Consider the following 14,066-nt stretch of genomic DNA (forward strand, 5'->3'; position numbering starts at 1 on the left):
AATTCAAAAAATTCCCATTTTCTGTATGTTAAAACTACTCTCAATTCAACAAAATAAAATTCAAACTGAGGATCACTATATTATTAACAACAAATTAGATGATTTGTTGAATAAAGAATTAGATGAATTATTTTTAAACGCTAACAATTGTATTGATGATGAGAATTTTTTAGAAGCCATTGAATTTTATGATTTGATTTTAAAAATTGACCCAAAAAATATTTCTGCTTTAATCGATAAAGGAGTCACTTTGCAAATTCTTGGTAGAATCAAATTATCTCTACGTAGTTTCAATAAGGCTCTTGAGTTATCTCCAAAAAATATTGATGCTCTAATTAACAAAGGTTCTGCATTACATTTGAGTGAACAATATTTGGATGCGATTGCTTGTTACGATGAAGCATTAAACATTGATCAAAAATGTTCCATGGCTCTTGCATACAAAGGACTTTCTTTAGGCGAATTAGGAAATCTTACTGACTCTATTAGTTGTTTCAAAAAGGCATTATCTATTGATGAACATTGCACTTTAGCTCAAATTTCTAAAGATACTGCACAAGAACTTTTGAAATCAATTAACACTGCTAAAAAACTGTAACATCCCCTGGTGCAGGTTCTCTGTTAGTTTGTTTTTCATTTGTTTCAAAGAAATCTTTATGTTTCAAATTTTGATGCTCTCTGAGTTCTTCGATATTTTCAAAACCTTCGTGACATAAGTAACATTTTGGTTTGTGTTCATCAATTAATGGAAGTACCACACATATTCTGATTTTATTGGTTACTTATTTCTTAAGAGTATAAGGAATATATCCTTATGAGAATGCGTAACTGTATGTTAGAGCAAATTGTAGGTGATTCTCAGGCATTAGATCGTGCTTTGGCTGGTGAGGAATTGTCTTACAAAGATGGTTTGGAATTAATGGATTATGATAATTTACATTTACTTGGTGCAGTTGCAGATTCTACTAGGAAAAAATTAGTTGGGGATACTGTCACCTTTGCTGCTTCGTATTACATGAATTACACTAATGTTTGTGCTGCAAGTTGTCAAATGTGTGCATTTTATCGAAAAGGCGATGAGGATGATGCTTATACCTTAACTCCTAAAGAAATTGAACAACGTGTTGGCATTGCAAAGCAAATGGGTGCAACAGAAGTACATATTGTTGGTGGATTCCACCCTGATCTTCCTTTAGAATATTATGAAGATATGATGAAAACTATCAAAACAAGTCATCCTGAATTAAACATTAAGGCATTAACTGCAGCAGAAATTTATTTCTTATCAAAATTAACAAAAAATTCTACCAAAGAAATTTTATCTCGTTTGAAAACTGCTGGGTTAGATTCGATGCCAGGTGGTGGCGCTGAATTATTCCATCCTGATATACGTGGTAAAATTGTTAGAGGTAAATGTACTGGACAACAATGGTTGGATGTAATTGAGGAAGCTCATACAATGGGAATCCAAAGTAATGTGACAATGCTGTATGGTCATATTGAAAAACCAGAACACATTGTTGATCATTTAATAAAAATTCGTGAGCTTCAAAAGAAAACAAATGGATTTGTAACTTTGATTCCTTTGAAATTTAGTTTAGATAATACTGAATTAGAACAAAATGATTTAGTGACAAATGAATGTTCTTCCGTTTATGATTTGAGAATTATTGCGTTATCTAGATTGATGCTTGCAAATACTTTGAATAATATTTCTGTTTATTGGGTTGCTTATGGCAAAAAATTAGCTCAAGTTGCATTATCTAATGGTGGGAGTGATCTAGTTGGAACTGCATTTTCTGAGGAAATATATCGTGCTGCTGGAAAGCCTACTACTTCTTCAGTGGATGAATTGGCAACTATGGTTAAAGAAATAGGTAGAATTCCTGCTCAAAGAAATACTCATTTTGGAATTTTAAAACAATTTTAATCCATTTGTTTTTTTATTGATTCTATTTTTTCTTCCATTTTTACTTGCTTGTCTTTACGTGAATCTATTTTTAAAATTACTTCTACTCTGTTAATTCCCAAATGATGAACTGTTTCTATCATGCTTTTAGATGCTTTGTTGATTATATCTATGTCATCTGATTCTAATATTGTTCCCATCGAATTAATTTCGTATCTTAAATTTTCTATATTTTTTATTGATTCGATTGCTTTAGCAATGTAAAAACTCACACTAGTTGTCTTCGTTGCTAATGGGTATATGCTAATTTCTGCTTGAATCATTACTTGTTTCAAATTTATTTTGACTTAAAATGTTTGATAATTTTTTGAATAGTGAGATTGGTGAGATGAAGAGTCTCAACCAACCTCGTGTAGATTGGAGAGTTCCGTTCTACATTTACCACGTTTTGTTAACCCGAATTGGTTAACGCGATTTTGGAATCAAACGTACATTTCAAAAGATGTTGTAGTGTATAAAATAAACGGAAAATGAATCTTATTCCACTTTTTTTTCAACATTCTTTGTTGGTTTACTGCCTTTCTTTCTTCGAGCACCAAAACTAATCAACACTAGTAAAAATCCTAATCCGAACAAAATCCCTGCCAGTGTGTTGTAATCTTCATTTTCTTGTTCTGCTAACATTAAATCCAATTTTTCTTCTTCAGTCATTCCTGCTTGACCTACAGGAACTGCTGCATTGATGTTAATTGTCAATACTAATCCGACAATTACCATTGCCATTCCTCCTGCTAACATTTTTTTATTTACAAGAACCATTCTACGATTAATTAAATTTCATCATATATTAGGGAATCAATTTTTTTTCGATCTATTTAATTACAAATTTTTTATTGTGCAGCTAGGTTGTTTTTTTGAAAATTTAATAAAAGTTACAAAGTTTTGAGCGTTTTTCTCAAAACAATTTGTTTGTGTTATCTGTGATTTTGGAAACAGTCTCTGCAATATACAGGTCTGTCTTCTTTTGGTTGAAATGGTACTTGACAATCATTTCCACAATCACCGCATTTTGCATCATGCATTTCACGTGGTCTATCATCTCTTCTACCAAATCTTCCACCTTGTCTGCCACCAAATCTGTCTCTATTTCTTGGTGCTGGTTTGTGATTTTGGAAACATTCTCTGCAATATACGGGTCTATCTTCTTTTGGTTGAAATGGTACTTGACAATCGGTACCACAATCACCGCATTTTGCATCATGCATTTCTCTATCTTCTCTATTGTATGACATATTTTCTAGCTTTTATCAAATGGTGTCGTAATTAAACCATTGTAAAATTAACCGATTTTAGTGATTTTTAATTATTTAAAATTCTGATAATTATTTTCTTACATTGGAATTTCAGGCACTGACATTCCACCATGTCCTGAATCAATTGTTTGCTTTGGATTTAGACTTGTATCATGATGACATGGTTTGTTGCATACAGGACAAAATTTTCTGTCCAATACAATACATTGACAAATGTGATTTTTTACATATGATTGGGCAGCTTGATTCCATTCTCCTGTTCCGTTACAATACACGCATACATTTGTTGAACTTGAACCAGCTCCTTTACAAAAATCGCATACATCATCTGTCATAACCCTTGTTCTCTTTACCTGTATTATATGATTTTTGGCACCAGCAAAGTCAAGTAATTTGATACTATATACTGCGTAAATTTAGTAAAAGTCTGAACAAAGAAAATAAGAAAGGTATTCGTTCATGGTTTAACCCTAGAGGTTATGGGATAAGTAGAGTTTCTTGGTTACTTATGCGAATTTCTGGAATTTACCTATTGGTATTTTTTGTTGTACATGTAATTCATGCTGCAACAATTCTTGATCGTATGTCTTGGGGACAAATGTTGTTTTTGACATACTCTCCTGCAGGTTTTGTTGTATTGTCTGTGATGATTGCTTTGGGAGCATTTCATGCAATTAACGGAATTAGATTAATGTTCCAACAAGGTGGACTTGGAATTGGAACCCCTACTAGACCTGATTATCCTTATCAAATTCAATCAATGGGCAAAAAAAATAGATTATGTATCTATGTCACTATGGGTGTTTCAGCATTAGCATTATACTATGCACTGGATGTGTTTTTTGAATTTTGAGGATTAGAGAGAGCCACATTAGGAAAATTCATTATGGCACTGCCTTGGGTGCAATTGGATTAGTTGCATTACATATTTCGGTAAGATTTTCAACAGGACATTTTGCTTCTTCCTTGTCTTATGAATTTGTAGTTTCAAATTATCAGAACTTAACTTATGCAATACTTTTAGAATTAATTCTAATTTTGGTATCTGTTCATGGGTTTAATGGTCTGCGGGGAATTTTCCTTGATTATAGAAGTGGTTTCAAATATGAAAAGGCAGTAAACTGGGGATGTTTTCTTGCTGCAATGTCTTTGATTGTATATGGTACAATGACAATAATCCTTGCAAATTTCATTGAACTGTATTGAATTAGGCTTCAAAATTCGGCAAAGTATCATCAAATTGAGGAATCAGATAGAACCCGTTGGTATCATCATTAGCCATCGTTTTTGTGATTTTTAAACTAAATAATTCTATTCAAATTTCATATAGGCTATAGTTTTTTTAAATTCATGAAAGAAATTCCAAATAATTATGATGATGATTCTATTTTATCCGATTTAGTAAATGATTGGATTTTAGAACCTATTACCGATTCCAAAAATCGACAAAATATTGTTTTTAGATTAACCACTAAAGGTAAAGATTATTTTAAAATTCTAAACAAAAATTCTGGATATCCTTTCAAAAACAATCCTACTTTACAAATTATGGTAAAAAAAGGAATTGTAGTTGAGGTAATTAAAAAAGAAGGCTTGGTAGGATATGATCTTACCTTGATAGGTGAACAACACCATATTTTTTTGAAAAAATGGTCAAAAAAATGAAGATCTAGTTTCATTCAAATTATTTTAAAAATTATATTGATTACTCTGGTGGTCTTTGAACAAATACGTTACATACCAATGCATCTGTTTTCTTGTCTCTGTGTTGTACTTTACATGTCACAAATTTACCTTTCAATGCCCTCTCTAAATCTTCTTTAGTTTGTTCTGGACGCTGACCATCTTCGTTATCTTTGATTAATCCCATGATGATTTTTTCTGTTTTTCCATAATCTCCTTTGTTATCTTTTCTAGTGTGACTTACCAATAATCTAAATGCATTACCTGTTAAAACTTCTAAAACTGCTCCGCCAATACCGTCCCCATCAAGTTCATCAGACATAATTGAATAATTTTTTTGTTCTATAATTACTTGGTGGCAATACTAATTTCAAAGTCTGGAACTAATCCTTTTTCTTTTGCCATCTCAAATAATTTTCTAATTGCTTGTTCTCCCGGTTCTCCCATGTTGACTGTTACTGGGTTTACGTACATTTTCACAAATTTTTCAATTAAGGAACGTTCTTTTCCTCTTGAATACTGCATTGCATATTCTAAGGCATCATCGAAATTCTTTATTCCAAATTCAATTGATGCTTGTAAATATTTGTCAAATTTAACAATTGTATCCATTCCTAAATCGGTTCTCATTACATTGATACCTAATGGAACTGGCAAACCATTTGTAGTTTTATCCCACCATTCTCCAACATCTAAAATTTTTACATTTCCTTCCTGTTCATATGATAATTGAGTTTCATGAATTACTAATCCTACATCTACCTCTCCTGATTCTACAGCTTTTGGAATGTCACTGAAATTCATTTCAACATAATCAAATTTTCCTATCATTAATTGTAGTAGCAAAAATGCTGATGTCATTTTTCCTGGAATTGCAATTTTACATTTTTTCAATTCTTCAATTGTCATTTGTTTTTTTGCTGTAACTATTGGACCATAATTAATCCCAAAACTTCCACCACTTCTTAGAATTGTATATCCTGGGATGTATGCGCATGCATGTACTGAAACTGCAGTTACATCTAATTCTGGATTTGTTGCCTTGAGATTCAAATTTTCTATATCTTCGATCACATGATTTACAGTAAAATCTGGTGATGGGACTTTGTCAGTAAACATTCCATAAAACATGAATGCATCATCGGAATCTGGAGTATGTCCTACTGAAATTTCCATATTTGTTTTTTTAAGGGTCGTAATAAAAATCCAAATCATCCTATTCTAATTTATTTAGTGACGATCATTTTTGTAGATTTTTTTAAATTCTAAATTCCATGAGATTAAAAAATTTAATAATATAATTTCACGACTAAATATCACATACATTATATAATGCTCATCAGGTTTTCGCATTATGGCAAAATTCAAGTCAACTCAAGAAGTTATGAAAATTATCAAGAATAAACAGAATATTCGTAACTTTGGTGTAATTGCACACGTTGACCATGGAAAGACAACCATGAGTGATAGTCTTTTGGCTTATTCTGGAATTATTGCACCTTCTGCTGCTGGAAAAGCACTTGCAATGGACTTTGATAAGGAAGAACAAGAAAGAGGAATTACAATTTATCAGGCTAATGTTACTTTACTTTATTCTCAAAATGATAATGATTATGTGATTAACATGATTGATACTCCTGGACACGTTGATTTTAGTGGAAGGGTTATTCGAAGTCTTAGAGCCATTGACGGTGCAGTTGTTGTATGTGATGCAGTTGAAGGTATTATGACTCAAACTGAAACTGTAACAAGAATGGCACTTGAAGAAAGAGTTAGACCTGTTTTGTTTATCAATAAAGTAGATAGATTAATCAAAGAATTGAGATTAACTCCAGAAAAAATGCAAGCACAACTTGCAGAAGTTGTTTCTACCTTTAATCAATTAGTTGATACTTATGCCGAACCTGAATACAAGGAAAAATGGAAAGTATCTATTCAGGATGCAAGTGTAACATTTGGTTCTGCAAAAGATAGATGGGCAATTAACACTGATTTAATGAAAGAGAGAGGAATAACATTCAAAGATGTAATTGATGCTTACACTGAAGAAAAACTTCCTGCACTTGTAGAAAAAGCACCTTTAGCAGATGCAGTACTTGGAATGGTTGTAAAACATCATCCAGCACCAAAAGACGCTATCAAATACAGAATTCCTCAAATTTGGAAAGGCGATTTAGAATCTGATGTCGGAAAGGCATTGCTTGCTGGTGAAGATGATGGACCAACAATTATGATGGTGGTAAATATGGTATTAGATCCTGCAGCAGGTCCTGTTGCAATTGGACGATTATTTTCTGGAACTATCAAAGATGGACAAACACTTCACATTATTGATGAGAAAAGAGATGGTAGAGTTCAATCTGTTAATTTCTTTATGGGCAATCAAAGAGAACAAGTTGGTGAATTAGGAGCTGGAAATATTCCTGCTTTATTGGGTTTAACTGAATGCCGTGCTGGTAACACATTATCATCTGTTAAGGATATTCCAATGTTTGAAGGTGTGAAATATGTTTCAGAACCTGTTGTTCAAATTGCAATTGAACCAAAACATCCTAAAGATTTACCTAAACTTGTAGAAATTTTGAGACAACTAACTATTGAGGATCCAAACTTGATTGTAAAAATTGATGAAGAAAGTGGTGAGACTATTGTTGCTGGAATGGGTGTATTGCACTTGGATGTTGCAACACATAGAATTCAAGATGCAAAATGTGAAATCATTACATCTGAACCTTTGATTAACTATAGAGAAACTGTTAAAGCTGCTTGTGAACCAATCATGGCAAAATCTCCAAACAGACACAACAAAATTTTCATGAAAGTAGAGCCATTGGAGCCTGAAATTGCTCATATGCTAAGAACTGGTGAAATCAGTGATATGAAAGATAAGAAAGTAGTTGCTGATTTATTGAAAGGTGCTGGTTGGGATACTGATACCATTAAAAGAGTAATGAGATTTGATTCTCGTGGAAATGTTTTGATTAATGGAACAAAAGGTGTTCAATTTGTTCAGGAATCTACTGATTCAATTAATTCTGGATTCGATGAAGTGATGAAAGAAGGCCCACTTTGTAAAGAACAAATGAGAGATTGTAAATTCATTTTTACTCACTTTGTACCTCACGAAGATACAGCTCACAGAGGTCTATCTCAACTAGGTCCTGCATCACGTAGAGCATGTATGGGTTCATTGTTGACTGCAGGTACTGCTGTTTTAGAACCAACTCTTGCAATTGAAGTTCGTGTACCAACTGATTTGGTAGGAAACGTTGCAACTATACTTTCTGGTAAACGTGGTAAAGTTTTAGACATGCAACAAAAAGGTGCATCAAGTATCGTCATTGGCGAATTACCTGCTTCTGAAACTTTTACTTTATCTGAAGCTATGAGAGGTCAAACTGCAGGACGTGCAACATGGAATACTTCCTTTAAAGAATGGACTGAAGTTCCAAAATCTATGCTAAAAACAGCTGTAGAAGATATTAGAAAGAGAAAAGGATTAGCTCCTGAACCACCAGGTGTTAACGAGTTTATTGATAAAGAATAATATCATTAGTTTTTAATTTCTCTATATGGTTCGAGTAGATAATCATAGATATGATGAATTATTGAAAAAGAAAAAGGATTTGGAAGATAATCGACCTCATGATATCGATAAAATGAGACGTTGGAAACATGATATGGGTAAAATTCTAGAAGAGTTAGAATTATTCCGTTAATTTTTTAAAATTTTAATGAAAAACCTTAATAGATGACTCATCTAATATAGGTCGACCTAAATATGATGAGTCAATTGAAGCCTAACATAAAGATCTATGAGCGTGAAAGAATTATTTTGCAATCAATAAAAAATAATCCTGATTTACATCATAACGGATTGATAAAACTCATTGTCCCTCAATTTATGGCTAAAACCACTTTTGAAAATGCACGCAATTCATTAATTGAAAAAAAAATCATCTTTGTGAAAAAGAAAGGAAATATGAAATTTTATATTCCTACACCAAATTATAAGGAAAAATCTCAACAACGATTGGAACAAAATACAAACAAAGCATTTCATGATATCAAATTGCAAATAAAAAATTTGGATGTATCATTTCCCCATAAGGATATTGATGAAAAAATTCTAATTGGAACTATGTTTTTGAAAATCTTACTTCAGACTGATACTGGATTTACTATTCTGGATTCTATCAAAAATCCCAAAAAGACATTGTACCGTGATGAACATTTGATGATCCAACAATTGATTTCACAACTTTTTAAAATTATTAAAAATGATGTTGATTACGAACTAATCTTTCCAACCATTGTTAGTTACCATCAGGTAAATGTTACCCAATATGACTCTTAAAATTGATTTTATCTAGTTTTTATTCAGGTAGTTTTTAACCTATTTCATGGGATTACTATATACAAAATTCTATATGGATTTTGATGATGAGGAATGGAATCAAATTTCTAATAATCCTATAGTTTTTCAAACAAAGAAAGATAATGTTTCATTAGAGATTGAAGATACTTCTCATAAAAGCTATAAACTAATTTTCAAGGACGGTGGTAAAATCAATATGTTTCGAGTAACTGGAAAATTTAGATTAACTTGGGATGATGAAGATTTGTTTAAATTATCTAAATAAAAACAATGAATTGTTATGTCCTTAGAGATTAAAGTACGAAATATTGTAAGTAATTTTGAAGGTACTTCATCTGATGAATTTTTAGAAATTTTGGAACAAATCATGCTTGAATTCAAGAGTGATTTGACTGTTGAATACCTTAAAGGCAAGGTCAAAAAAATTATTGAACTTTCATCTGAATCAGAAAAGAAAAAACAATGTAAATTGCTTTTACCTTACTATGATTGGTATTTGCAAGGGTTGTAGAATTATTCAGTGTATGCCTTTATTTTTAACAATGCATTATCTATGTCTGGTATATCTTTTTTAGATTCTTCAACATCTTTTATCAATTTTATAAAATAGTCCTCAGATGTACTTTCTGCCTTCTCAATATCTGATTTTCTACATTCTAATGCTTTTTCCATAATCTCTAAATTTTGTTCTAATGATTCTGTTGATTTTGGATCAAGTAAAAATTTTTCAATATTTTCTTTAGTGCTTTCTATCATTGGAATTCTTTTTTTAGCTTGTGATTGCAATACCGGAGCAAACATTGCAGCTGCTTGTTTTACTTCTGGACTGGCATGGATTGTTTGCAATCTTTTTTTATAATGAATTAAAGATTTTAAAATTATTTTATATCCTCCCTCTTCTCTAAGATAAATTCCTCCTAACCATATTTTTTCAGACATTTACCAGATTCTTTTTATTGTACTATTATAGTTTATTTTTTACAATGGTGTTCTCTTTTAAAATTAGTAAACTGTAGAAATTATTTTGTATCGTAATTTTCATTAATTGGTTGAGGATTTCTGTTGATTAAAAATAGCAAAATTCCTGCAACTGCTACTCCTATACCTGTTAGACCTACAAATGTCCCGATATTTTTTATGGTTTCTAAATTTACATTATCTTCAGAACTAATTGAATAAAACAAAATTAATCCTAAAATGAACATGCTTCCACCTATGATCATCCATGGCGTCCCTGTTCTCATAATTTTGGGTTAAATTTACAATTAATAAATACGCATTTGCTAGGCATTATTTTTAATTTTAAGGGCTTATATTTGACAAATCCTATGTGAATTTGTGGCCATTAAAAAGAAAATTGATCTTCTTGAACTAGTTGAAGAAATAGTTGGTTTAAACTCTAAAATGAGATTTGCAGCAATAATTGATTCTAAAGGAAATATTCGAGAGGGTATAATGAAAAAAGGTCAAACCAGTCTAAATTCTCAAAAAGAAGAAGAGCATTTTTGTCAACAAGTGGCACAAAGACGTGCCATGAGAAAAGAATTTGATCGTTCTTTAGGCAAAGTTACATACATTCACGTAGAAAGAGAAAAAGTTTCACAACTTGTCATTTACACAAAACGAAATATTGTGTTTTTCACAATGGAACCTGAAACCCCAATGAGTACAAAAATAAAATTAATTACTAAAATTAAAAAAATTACTTCAGATATCTAATTCTTAATTCCAATTAAAATTATTAGAAGTCATGACTTTTCATAAATATCTTGCAGATTCTAAAATGTTTGAATATGATAAACATTACAGAGAATGCCAACAACAAAACAAACCGTTCATAAAATCTAAAATTAATCCATTGCATGGAAATTATTCTGTAAATGTAGATTTGATGACATGCGATTATGTTTTCTCAAAACTTGAATTAAATGAAATAATAAAATTAATTCATGATGAAAAAAAATTTGTAAATTTAAATTTTAAAAATATATTATATGACTTTAGTATTGATGAAGAAGTAATTTGGATTGACGGTATTTCAATTGAACATATGGATATTATTTGTAATTCTATTTATGATTTAACACAAAAATATCATGATTAAAATCTGATCATATTTTTTAAAATTTTATCAATCACTTGAATCTCTTTTTTTCTATCTTTTATGGTAATTTCATTCCATTTTTTTAAAAACTCTGAATTTTTATCCATTTTTTCTAATTCTTGAACCTGTTTTATTAGATATATTTTGTAATCATGTAGTAAATCTAGATGTTTATTATGATTTTTTTCAGTCGGTGTTGGCATTGTCCCATTCTTCCTTTGTCATATCTGGAAATAACTCTCTAATTCTCTTTCTATCTTTTTCAATTGCGTCAATTCTACTTTTGAGATGCTCTTTAACTGCAGGTTCCCCTTCATTGTTTATTTCTTGTTCCATATTTGCAATAATTTTTGTCAATGATTTGTAGTAAATTATATGATTTTGTCTTGACTCTTCTGATTTATCTTCTTTTTTTTCGTCCATCAATTTTTGTTATGTTTCTAGAAATAAGTACTTGATCATTTTATTTTTGAACTAGTTTATTCATTATTTTTCATCTTCTACCAATTTTATTCCTAATGGTGTCAATCTGCTAATCCATGGAAAAGATTCGTTTTCACCTTGATCAATTCCTCCTCTTACTAAATTTTCATTAATCAGGTATTTGATATTTTCAAAAATTCTTTCATTATTGATCTCTTTCAATTCTGGAAAATTATACATGTGAAGTTTTGGATTTTCCGATTTAACTTTAGATCTTTTATAAAATTCTTTTAATATGATATTTCTAATTCCTTCATCCGTTAAATTCTTCATTACTTGGTAAAAAAAATTTCTTTAATTAAATTTTTAATCTTAAAAAAAATAAAACTAGCAGATTTTTTCACATTCGCATTGTCTACTTACAAACAAATTTTTGAATGATTCAAATCGGGATTGAGAAATTTTTGGTTTATTTCTGCCCACTATTCTGAATAGTGAAATTCCGGTTTCTGAACTAGTTCCTTTTAATGCCCATGAACCATTTTTCATTAGATATGGTTTTGGATTGTTCATGGTTACTTTTTTTCTTGCTTTGATGTCGTATGCTTCTATTTTTGACATTAACTCAATTTAAAAAATTACTATTACATATCCATTGTAAAAATTTTCTCATGGTTTAGCTCAAAAAAAAATCTTTTTTTAATTTATTTTGTAATTTTTTAAAATTGTGCGTATTACACTAACAAAACAACCATCGATTGTCTTTTTTTGTAAAAACATACGATAGACAAATGGAAGCATGGATGTGTAGGGGATAAGTACTATCAAGAGGCATTCAAATTACAGATGAGTACATTAGGTAAAGTTGTAGCAGTAGTCGTTCTTCTATTTGGAGCTTGGTTTGCAATTGTTGGTATTATCATGCCTGAAGTAAGATTTGATTATGTTAGGATTGCAACTGTTGTTTTGATAGGTTTTGGAATTGCTATTGCTATGTTGGATAGAAAATTTAATAGAAAATAAATCTCAAACGTTTAGAGTTTGATAAATTAATTTCTGATTTTTAAAAAAGGATGTTTTCTTTCAATACGCCGGTATATATGAGTAAAAATCATGGGTTGGTATGTTCAAAAAAACAATTAAAAAATTAAAGTTTGTTTCTGGTAAAACCAAAGTAGCAAATGATGTAAACGCATTCAAAAAATCTGAAACACAAAAGATAGGTAAATGTGAATAAAATGAATTACAAATGTCGTAATTGTAGTTTCAAATGGAGTGGATATTCTGATACTTTCGAAAAAGTCATAATTCATGAAAGAACTCATACAAAAGGAGATTTGGATTAGTATGGTTATCTGCACTAAATGCTCTGATACACATCATGAACAGTGTATGGGTAAAGCTGGAATGTTTGACTGTACTTGTGTCTGTTTAAAGAAATAATTTAGTTTGTTCTTAAAAAGACTTGTTTTCTAAGATCTACAACATTACGACGTAGTGTCTTTTTTATTTTAAAACTTCTTTGATTAAGTGATAACATGAAATTATTGTATGCAGTATTGGTATTGGTCATTACTGGTAGTGCTACTACAACTATTTACTTTACTTACTATACTACTACTTTCTATACTGCCGATGTTTCCCAATTAGAAAATAAAGTTGCAAGTCTAGAGTCTGAAATTTTAAATTTAAAAAGTTCAATTGACTCTAATTTGAAAAATGCTTATGATGATGGATATTCCGCAGGAATTGCAGAACAATCCTCTTCAAGTGATGCATTCTCTAGTAATCTCTCATCAAGTAATACTGATGCCGTTTCAACTATTACTAGAACCATAGGCACAGTAGAAGAATCTGGATATTCCACGGACTGTGCAGTCTCAATGGGTGGAGATGGATGTTACACACCAGTTACTCTTTCAGCAAATGTTGGTGACAAAATTATAATGACTAATACTGATTCAACCGGAGTTCACTCATTTACATCAGGAACTGTTAATGGATTCACTTTATCTTCTGACGGTACATTTGATACAGGTATACTGATGTCTGGAGATTCATTTGAATGGACTCCAACTGTTTCTGGCGAGTATCCATACTATTGTATGCTACATGCTTGGCAGGTTGGAACTATTATTGTGAATTAATTTAATTCTGATCATATTCACACTGGCCATATTTTTACAAATTGTTTAGTTAGAGAGAAAAGAATTACTGTAGTTGAATGGAATTAGAATTGCTTAATATTGTAAAATA

27 protein-coding genes are annotated in these 14,066 nt (G+C 30.8%); 14 read left to right on the forward strand and 13 right to left on the reverse strand.

Annotated features, from left to right (window positions below):
* Nucleotides 1-25: 25 nt before the first annotated feature.
* Nucleotides 26-598 (forward strand): tetratricopeptide repeat protein, encoded by a 573-nt coding sequence (locus NMSP_RS03310; RefSeq protein WP_152023801.1) that lies wholly within the window; start codon nucleotides 26-28, stop codon nucleotides 596-598.
* Here the strand turns inward: NMSP_RS03310 and NMSP_RS08395 are convergent.
* The gene (locus tag NMSP_RS08395) at nucleotides 585-758 is read right to left on the reverse strand and encodes a hypothetical protein (protein WP_192866212.1); all 174 of its coding nucleotides are present in this window, start codon (nucleotides 756-758) and stop codon (nucleotides 585-587) included. The two genes, NMSP_RS03310 and NMSP_RS08395, sit on opposite strands and share 14 nt — an antisense overlap.
* 74 nt (nucleotides 759-832) lie before the next feature.
* On the opposite strand from NMSP_RS08395, the gene NMSP_RS03315 reads away from it, so the two are divergent.
* Nucleotides 833-1,930, forward strand: a complete 1,098-nt coding sequence (locus NMSP_RS03315; protein ID WP_086907437.1) for a radical SAM protein — start codon at nucleotides 833-835, stop codon at nucleotides 1,928-1,930.
* On the opposite strand, the gene NMSP_RS03320 is transcribed toward NMSP_RS03315, so the two are convergent.
* From NMSP_RS03320 to NMSP_RS03335, 4 genes are all read right to left on the reverse strand, one after another.
* Nucleotides 1,927-2,232 carry an MTH1187 family thiamine-binding protein gene (locus NMSP_RS03320; RefSeq protein ID WP_086908364.1) on the reverse strand — a complete coding sequence of 102 codons (306 nt, stop codon included), beginning with the start codon at nucleotides 2,230-2,232 and terminating at the stop codon, nucleotides 1,927-1,929. The two genes, NMSP_RS03315 and NMSP_RS03320, sit on opposite strands and share 4 nt — an antisense overlap.
* A 214-nt stretch (nucleotides 2,233-2,446) precedes the next feature.
* Nucleotides 2,447-2,728 carry a hypothetical protein gene (locus NMSP_RS03325; protein WP_086907438.1) on the reverse strand — a complete coding sequence of 94 codons (282 nt, stop codon included), beginning with the start codon at nucleotides 2,726-2,728 and terminating at the stop codon, nucleotides 2,447-2,449.
* Nucleotides 2,729-2,883: 155 nt separating this feature from the next.
* Nucleotides 2,884-3,201, reverse strand: coding sequence for a CxxC-x17-CxxC domain-containing protein (locus tag NMSP_RS03330; RefSeq protein WP_086907439.1), 318 nt, complete (start codon nucleotides 3,199-3,201; stop codon nucleotides 2,884-2,886).
* 98 nt (nucleotides 3,202-3,299) lie between these two features.
* A complete protein-coding gene (locus tag NMSP_RS03335; RefSeq protein ID WP_086907440.1) occupies nucleotides 3,300-3,557 on the reverse strand; it encodes a hypothetical protein in 258 nt (85 codons plus the stop codon).
* Between the two features lie 149 nt (nucleotides 3,558-3,706).
* Between NMSP_RS03335 and NMSP_RS03340 the strand changes: the two genes are divergently transcribed.
* From NMSP_RS03340 to NMSP_RS03350, 3 genes are all read left to right on the forward strand, one after another.
* Nucleotides 3,707-4,075, forward strand: a complete 369-nt coding sequence (locus NMSP_RS03340; RefSeq protein ID WP_225971328.1) for a succinate dehydrogenase/fumarate reductase transmembrane subunit — start codon at nucleotides 3,707-3,709, stop codon at nucleotides 4,073-4,075.
* The gene (locus tag NMSP_RS03345; protein WP_318779022.1) at nucleotides 4,072-4,428 is read left to right on the forward strand and encodes a succinate dehydrogenase/fumarate reductase transmembrane subunit; all 357 of its coding nucleotides are present in this window, start codon (nucleotides 4,072-4,074) and stop codon (nucleotides 4,426-4,428) included. Before NMSP_RS03340 ends, NMSP_RS03345 begins: the two co-directional genes overlap by 4 nt.
* 144 nt (nucleotides 4,429-4,572) lie before the next feature.
* Nucleotides 4,573-4,887, forward strand: coding sequence for a hypothetical protein (locus NMSP_RS03350; protein WP_086907442.1), 315 nt, complete (start codon nucleotides 4,573-4,575; stop codon nucleotides 4,885-4,887).
* A 40-nt stretch (nucleotides 4,888-4,927) separates the two neighbouring features.
* Here the strand turns inward: NMSP_RS03350 and NMSP_RS03355 are convergent, their stop codons facing one another.
* Together NMSP_RS03355 and NMSP_RS03360 are read right to left on the reverse strand one after the other, a co-directional pair.
* Nucleotides 4,928-5,227, reverse strand: a complete 300-nt coding sequence (locus NMSP_RS03355; protein ID WP_086907443.1) for a hypothetical protein — start codon at nucleotides 5,225-5,227, stop codon at nucleotides 4,928-4,930.
* 26 nt (nucleotides 5,228-5,253) lie between these two features.
* Nucleotides 5,254-6,081, reverse strand: a complete 828-nt coding sequence (locus NMSP_RS03360; protein WP_086907444.1) for an MqnA/MqnD/SBP family protein — start codon at nucleotides 6,079-6,081, stop codon at nucleotides 5,254-5,256.
* Nucleotides 6,082-6,259: 178 nt separating this feature from the next.
* Here NMSP_RS03360 and NMSP_RS03365 point away from each other — a divergent pair, with 178 nt between their 5' ends.
* From NMSP_RS03365 to NMSP_RS03380, 5 genes are all read left to right on the forward strand, one after another.
* Entirely contained in the window at nucleotides 6,260-8,452 is a 2,193-nt protein-coding gene (locus tag NMSP_RS03365; RefSeq protein ID WP_086907445.1) for an elongation factor EF-2, read from the forward strand.
* Between the two features lie 25 nt (nucleotides 8,453-8,477).
* The gene (locus NMSP_RS08400; RefSeq protein WP_192866213.1) at nucleotides 8,478-8,624 is read left to right on the forward strand and encodes a hypothetical protein; all 147 of its coding nucleotides are present in this window, start codon (nucleotides 8,478-8,480) and stop codon (nucleotides 8,622-8,624) included.
* Between the two features lie 65 nt (nucleotides 8,625-8,689).
* Entirely contained in the window at nucleotides 8,690-9,262 is a 573-nt protein-coding gene (locus NMSP_RS03370) for a hypothetical protein (protein WP_192866230.1), read from the forward strand.
* A 46-nt stretch (nucleotides 9,263-9,308) separates the two neighbouring features.
* Nucleotides 9,309-9,548, forward strand: coding sequence for a hypothetical protein (locus tag NMSP_RS03375; RefSeq protein WP_192866214.1), 240 nt, complete (start codon nucleotides 9,309-9,311; stop codon nucleotides 9,546-9,548).
* Nucleotides 9,549-9,563: 15 nt separating this feature from the next.
* A complete protein-coding gene (locus NMSP_RS03380; protein WP_086907448.1) occupies nucleotides 9,564-9,794 on the forward strand; it encodes a hypothetical protein in 231 nt (76 codons plus the stop codon).
* A 2-nt stretch (nucleotides 9,795-9,796) separates the two neighbouring features.
* On the opposite strand, the gene NMSP_RS03385 is transcribed toward NMSP_RS03380, so the two are convergent.
* On the reverse strand, nucleotides 9,797-10,222 hold the full coding sequence (locus NMSP_RS03385; RefSeq protein ID WP_086907449.1) for a hypothetical protein: 426 nt from the start codon (nucleotides 10,220-10,222) through the stop codon (nucleotides 9,797-9,799).
* 80 nt (nucleotides 10,223-10,302) lie between these two features.
* Nucleotides 10,303-10,527 carry a hypothetical protein gene (locus NMSP_RS03390; protein WP_086907450.1) on the reverse strand — a complete coding sequence of 75 codons (225 nt, stop codon included), beginning with the start codon at nucleotides 10,525-10,527 and terminating at the stop codon, nucleotides 10,303-10,305.
* A 94-nt stretch (nucleotides 10,528-10,621) separates the two neighbouring features.
* Here NMSP_RS03390 and NMSP_RS03395 point away from each other — a divergent pair, with 94 nt between their 5' ends.
* Both NMSP_RS03395 and NMSP_RS03400 read left to right on the forward strand, forming a co-directional pair.
* Entirely contained in the window at nucleotides 10,622-11,002 is a 381-nt protein-coding gene (locus NMSP_RS03395; protein WP_318779023.1) for a DUF6659 family protein, read from the forward strand.
* 31 nt (nucleotides 11,003-11,033) lie between these two features.
* Complete coding sequence (locus NMSP_RS03400; protein WP_086907451.1) at nucleotides 11,034-11,387, forward strand: hypothetical protein; 354 nt, start codon at nucleotides 11,034-11,036, stop codon at nucleotides 11,385-11,387.
* On the opposite strand, the gene NMSP_RS03405 is transcribed toward NMSP_RS03400, so the two are convergent.
* The 4 genes from NMSP_RS03405 to NMSP_RS03420 all read right to left on the reverse strand — a co-directional run bounded on the left by NMSP_RS03405 (nucleotide 11,384) and on the right by NMSP_RS03420 (nucleotide 12,431).
* Nucleotides 11,384-11,590 carry a hypothetical protein gene (locus NMSP_RS03405; RefSeq protein ID WP_086907452.1) on the reverse strand — a complete coding sequence of 69 codons (207 nt, stop codon included), beginning with the start codon at nucleotides 11,588-11,590 and terminating at the stop codon, nucleotides 11,384-11,386. The two genes, NMSP_RS03400 and NMSP_RS03405, sit on opposite strands and share 4 nt — an antisense overlap.
* Nucleotides 11,574-11,810, reverse strand: a complete 237-nt coding sequence (locus NMSP_RS03410) for a hypothetical protein (RefSeq protein ID WP_086907453.1) — start codon at nucleotides 11,808-11,810, stop codon at nucleotides 11,574-11,576. The genes NMSP_RS03405 and NMSP_RS03410 overlap by 17 nt, the downstream gene beginning before the upstream one ends.
* 63 nt (nucleotides 11,811-11,873) lie before the next feature.
* Entirely contained in the window at nucleotides 11,874-12,143 is a 270-nt protein-coding gene (locus NMSP_RS03415) for a hypothetical protein (protein ID WP_086907454.1), read from the reverse strand.
* A gap of 54 nt (nucleotides 12,144-12,197) precedes the next feature.
* The gene (locus NMSP_RS03420; protein ID WP_086907455.1) at nucleotides 12,198-12,431 is read right to left on the reverse strand and encodes a hypothetical protein; all 234 of its coding nucleotides are present in this window, start codon (nucleotides 12,429-12,431) and stop codon (nucleotides 12,198-12,200) included.
* Nucleotides 12,432-12,656: 225 nt separating this feature from the next.
* Here NMSP_RS03420 and NMSP_RS08405 point away from each other — a divergent pair, with 225 nt between their 5' ends.
* Both NMSP_RS08405 and NMSP_RS03425 read left to right on the forward strand, forming a co-directional pair.
* Nucleotides 12,657-12,833: a hypothetical protein gene (locus NMSP_RS08405; protein WP_192866215.1), complete on the forward strand. Its 177-nt coding sequence runs from the start codon at nucleotides 12,657-12,659 to the stop codon at nucleotides 12,831-12,833.
* Between the two features lie 515 nt (nucleotides 12,834-13,348).
* Nucleotides 13,349-13,957 (forward strand): cupredoxin domain-containing protein, encoded by a 609-nt coding sequence (locus NMSP_RS03425; protein WP_086907456.1) that lies wholly within the window; start codon nucleotides 13,349-13,351, stop codon nucleotides 13,955-13,957.
* The last annotated feature ends 109 nt before the right edge of the window (nucleotides 13,958-14,066 follow it).

The sequence above is a fragment of the Candidatus Nitrosomarinus catalina genome (assembly GCF_002156965.1).
GTDB lineage: Archaea > Thermoproteota > Nitrososphaeria > Nitrososphaerales > Nitrosopumilaceae > Nitrosopumilus > Nitrosopumilus catalinensis.

Coding starts and splice junctions, on each gene's coding strand:
- NMSP_RS03310 (WP_152023801.1), top strand. CDS start 26: ATGTTAAAACTACTCTCAATTCAACAAAATAAAATTCAAACTGAGGAT.
- NMSP_RS03315 (WP_086907437.1), top strand. CDS start 833: ATGTTAGAGCAAATTGTAGGTGATTCTCAGGCATTAGATCGTGCTTTG.
- NMSP_RS03320 (WP_086908364.1), bottom strand. CDS start 2,232: ATGATTCAAGCAGAAATTAGCATATACCCATTAGCAACGAAGACAACT.
- NMSP_RS03325 (WP_086907438.1), bottom strand. CDS start 2,728: ATGGTTCTTGTAAATAAAAAAATGTTAGCAGGAGGAATGGCAATGGTA.
- NMSP_RS03330 (WP_086907439.1), bottom strand. CDS start 3,201: ATGTCATACAATAGAGAAGATAGAGAAATGCATGATGCAAAATGCGGT.
- NMSP_RS03335 (WP_086907440.1), bottom strand. CDS start 3,557: ATGACAGATGATGTATGCGATTTTTGTAAAGGAGCTGGTTCAAGTTCA.
- NMSP_RS03350 (WP_086907442.1), top strand. CDS start 4,573: ATGAAAGAAATTCCAAATAATTATGATGATGATTCTATTTTATCCGAT.
- NMSP_RS03355 (WP_086907443.1), bottom strand. CDS start 5,227: ATGTCTGATGAACTTGATGGGGACGGTATTGGCGGAGCAGTTTTAGAA.
- NMSP_RS03360 (WP_086907444.1), bottom strand. CDS start 6,081: ATGGAAATTTCAGTAGGACATACTCCAGATTCCGATGATGCATTCATG.
- NMSP_RS03365 (WP_086907445.1), top strand. CDS start 6,260: ATGGCAAAATTCAAGTCAACTCAAGAAGTTATGAAAATTATCAAGAAT.
- NMSP_RS08400 (WP_192866213.1), top strand. CDS start 8,478: ATGGTTCGAGTAGATAATCATAGATATGATGAATTATTGAAAAAGAAA.
- NMSP_RS03370 (WP_192866230.1), top strand. CDS start 8,690: ATGAGTCAATTGAAGCCTAACATAAAGATCTATGAGCGTGAAAGAATT.
- NMSP_RS03375 (WP_192866214.1), top strand. CDS start 9,309: ATGGGATTACTATATACAAAATTCTATATGGATTTTGATGATGAGGAA.
- NMSP_RS03380 (WP_086907448.1), top strand. CDS start 9,564: ATGTCCTTAGAGATTAAAGTACGAAATATTGTAAGTAATTTTGAAGGT.
- NMSP_RS03385 (WP_086907449.1), bottom strand. CDS start 10,222: ATGTCTGAAAAAATATGGTTAGGAGGAATTTATCTTAGAGAAGAGGGA.
- NMSP_RS03390 (WP_086907450.1), bottom strand. CDS start 10,527: ATGAGAACAGGGACGCCATGGATGATCATAGGTGGAAGCATGTTCATT.
- NMSP_RS03400 (WP_086907451.1), top strand. CDS start 11,034: ATGACTTTTCATAAATATCTTGCAGATTCTAAAATGTTTGAATATGAT.
- NMSP_RS03405 (WP_086907452.1), bottom strand. CDS start 11,590: ATGCCAACACCGACTGAAAAAAATCATAATAAACATCTAGATTTACTA.
- NMSP_RS03410 (WP_086907453.1), bottom strand. CDS start 11,810: ATGGACGAAAAAAAAGAAGATAAATCAGAAGAGTCAAGACAAAATCAT.
- NMSP_RS03415 (WP_086907454.1), bottom strand. CDS start 12,143: ATGAAGAATTTAACGGATGAAGGAATTAGAAATATCATATTAAAAGAA.
- NMSP_RS03420 (WP_086907455.1), bottom strand. CDS start 12,431: ATGTCAAAAATAGAAGCATACGACATCAAAGCAAGAAAAAAAGTAACC.
- NMSP_RS08405 (WP_192866215.1), top strand. CDS start 12,657: ATGAGTACATTAGGTAAAGTTGTAGCAGTAGTCGTTCTTCTATTTGGA.
- NMSP_RS03425 (WP_086907456.1), top strand. CDS start 13,349: ATGAAATTATTGTATGCAGTATTGGTATTGGTCATTACTGGTAGTGCT.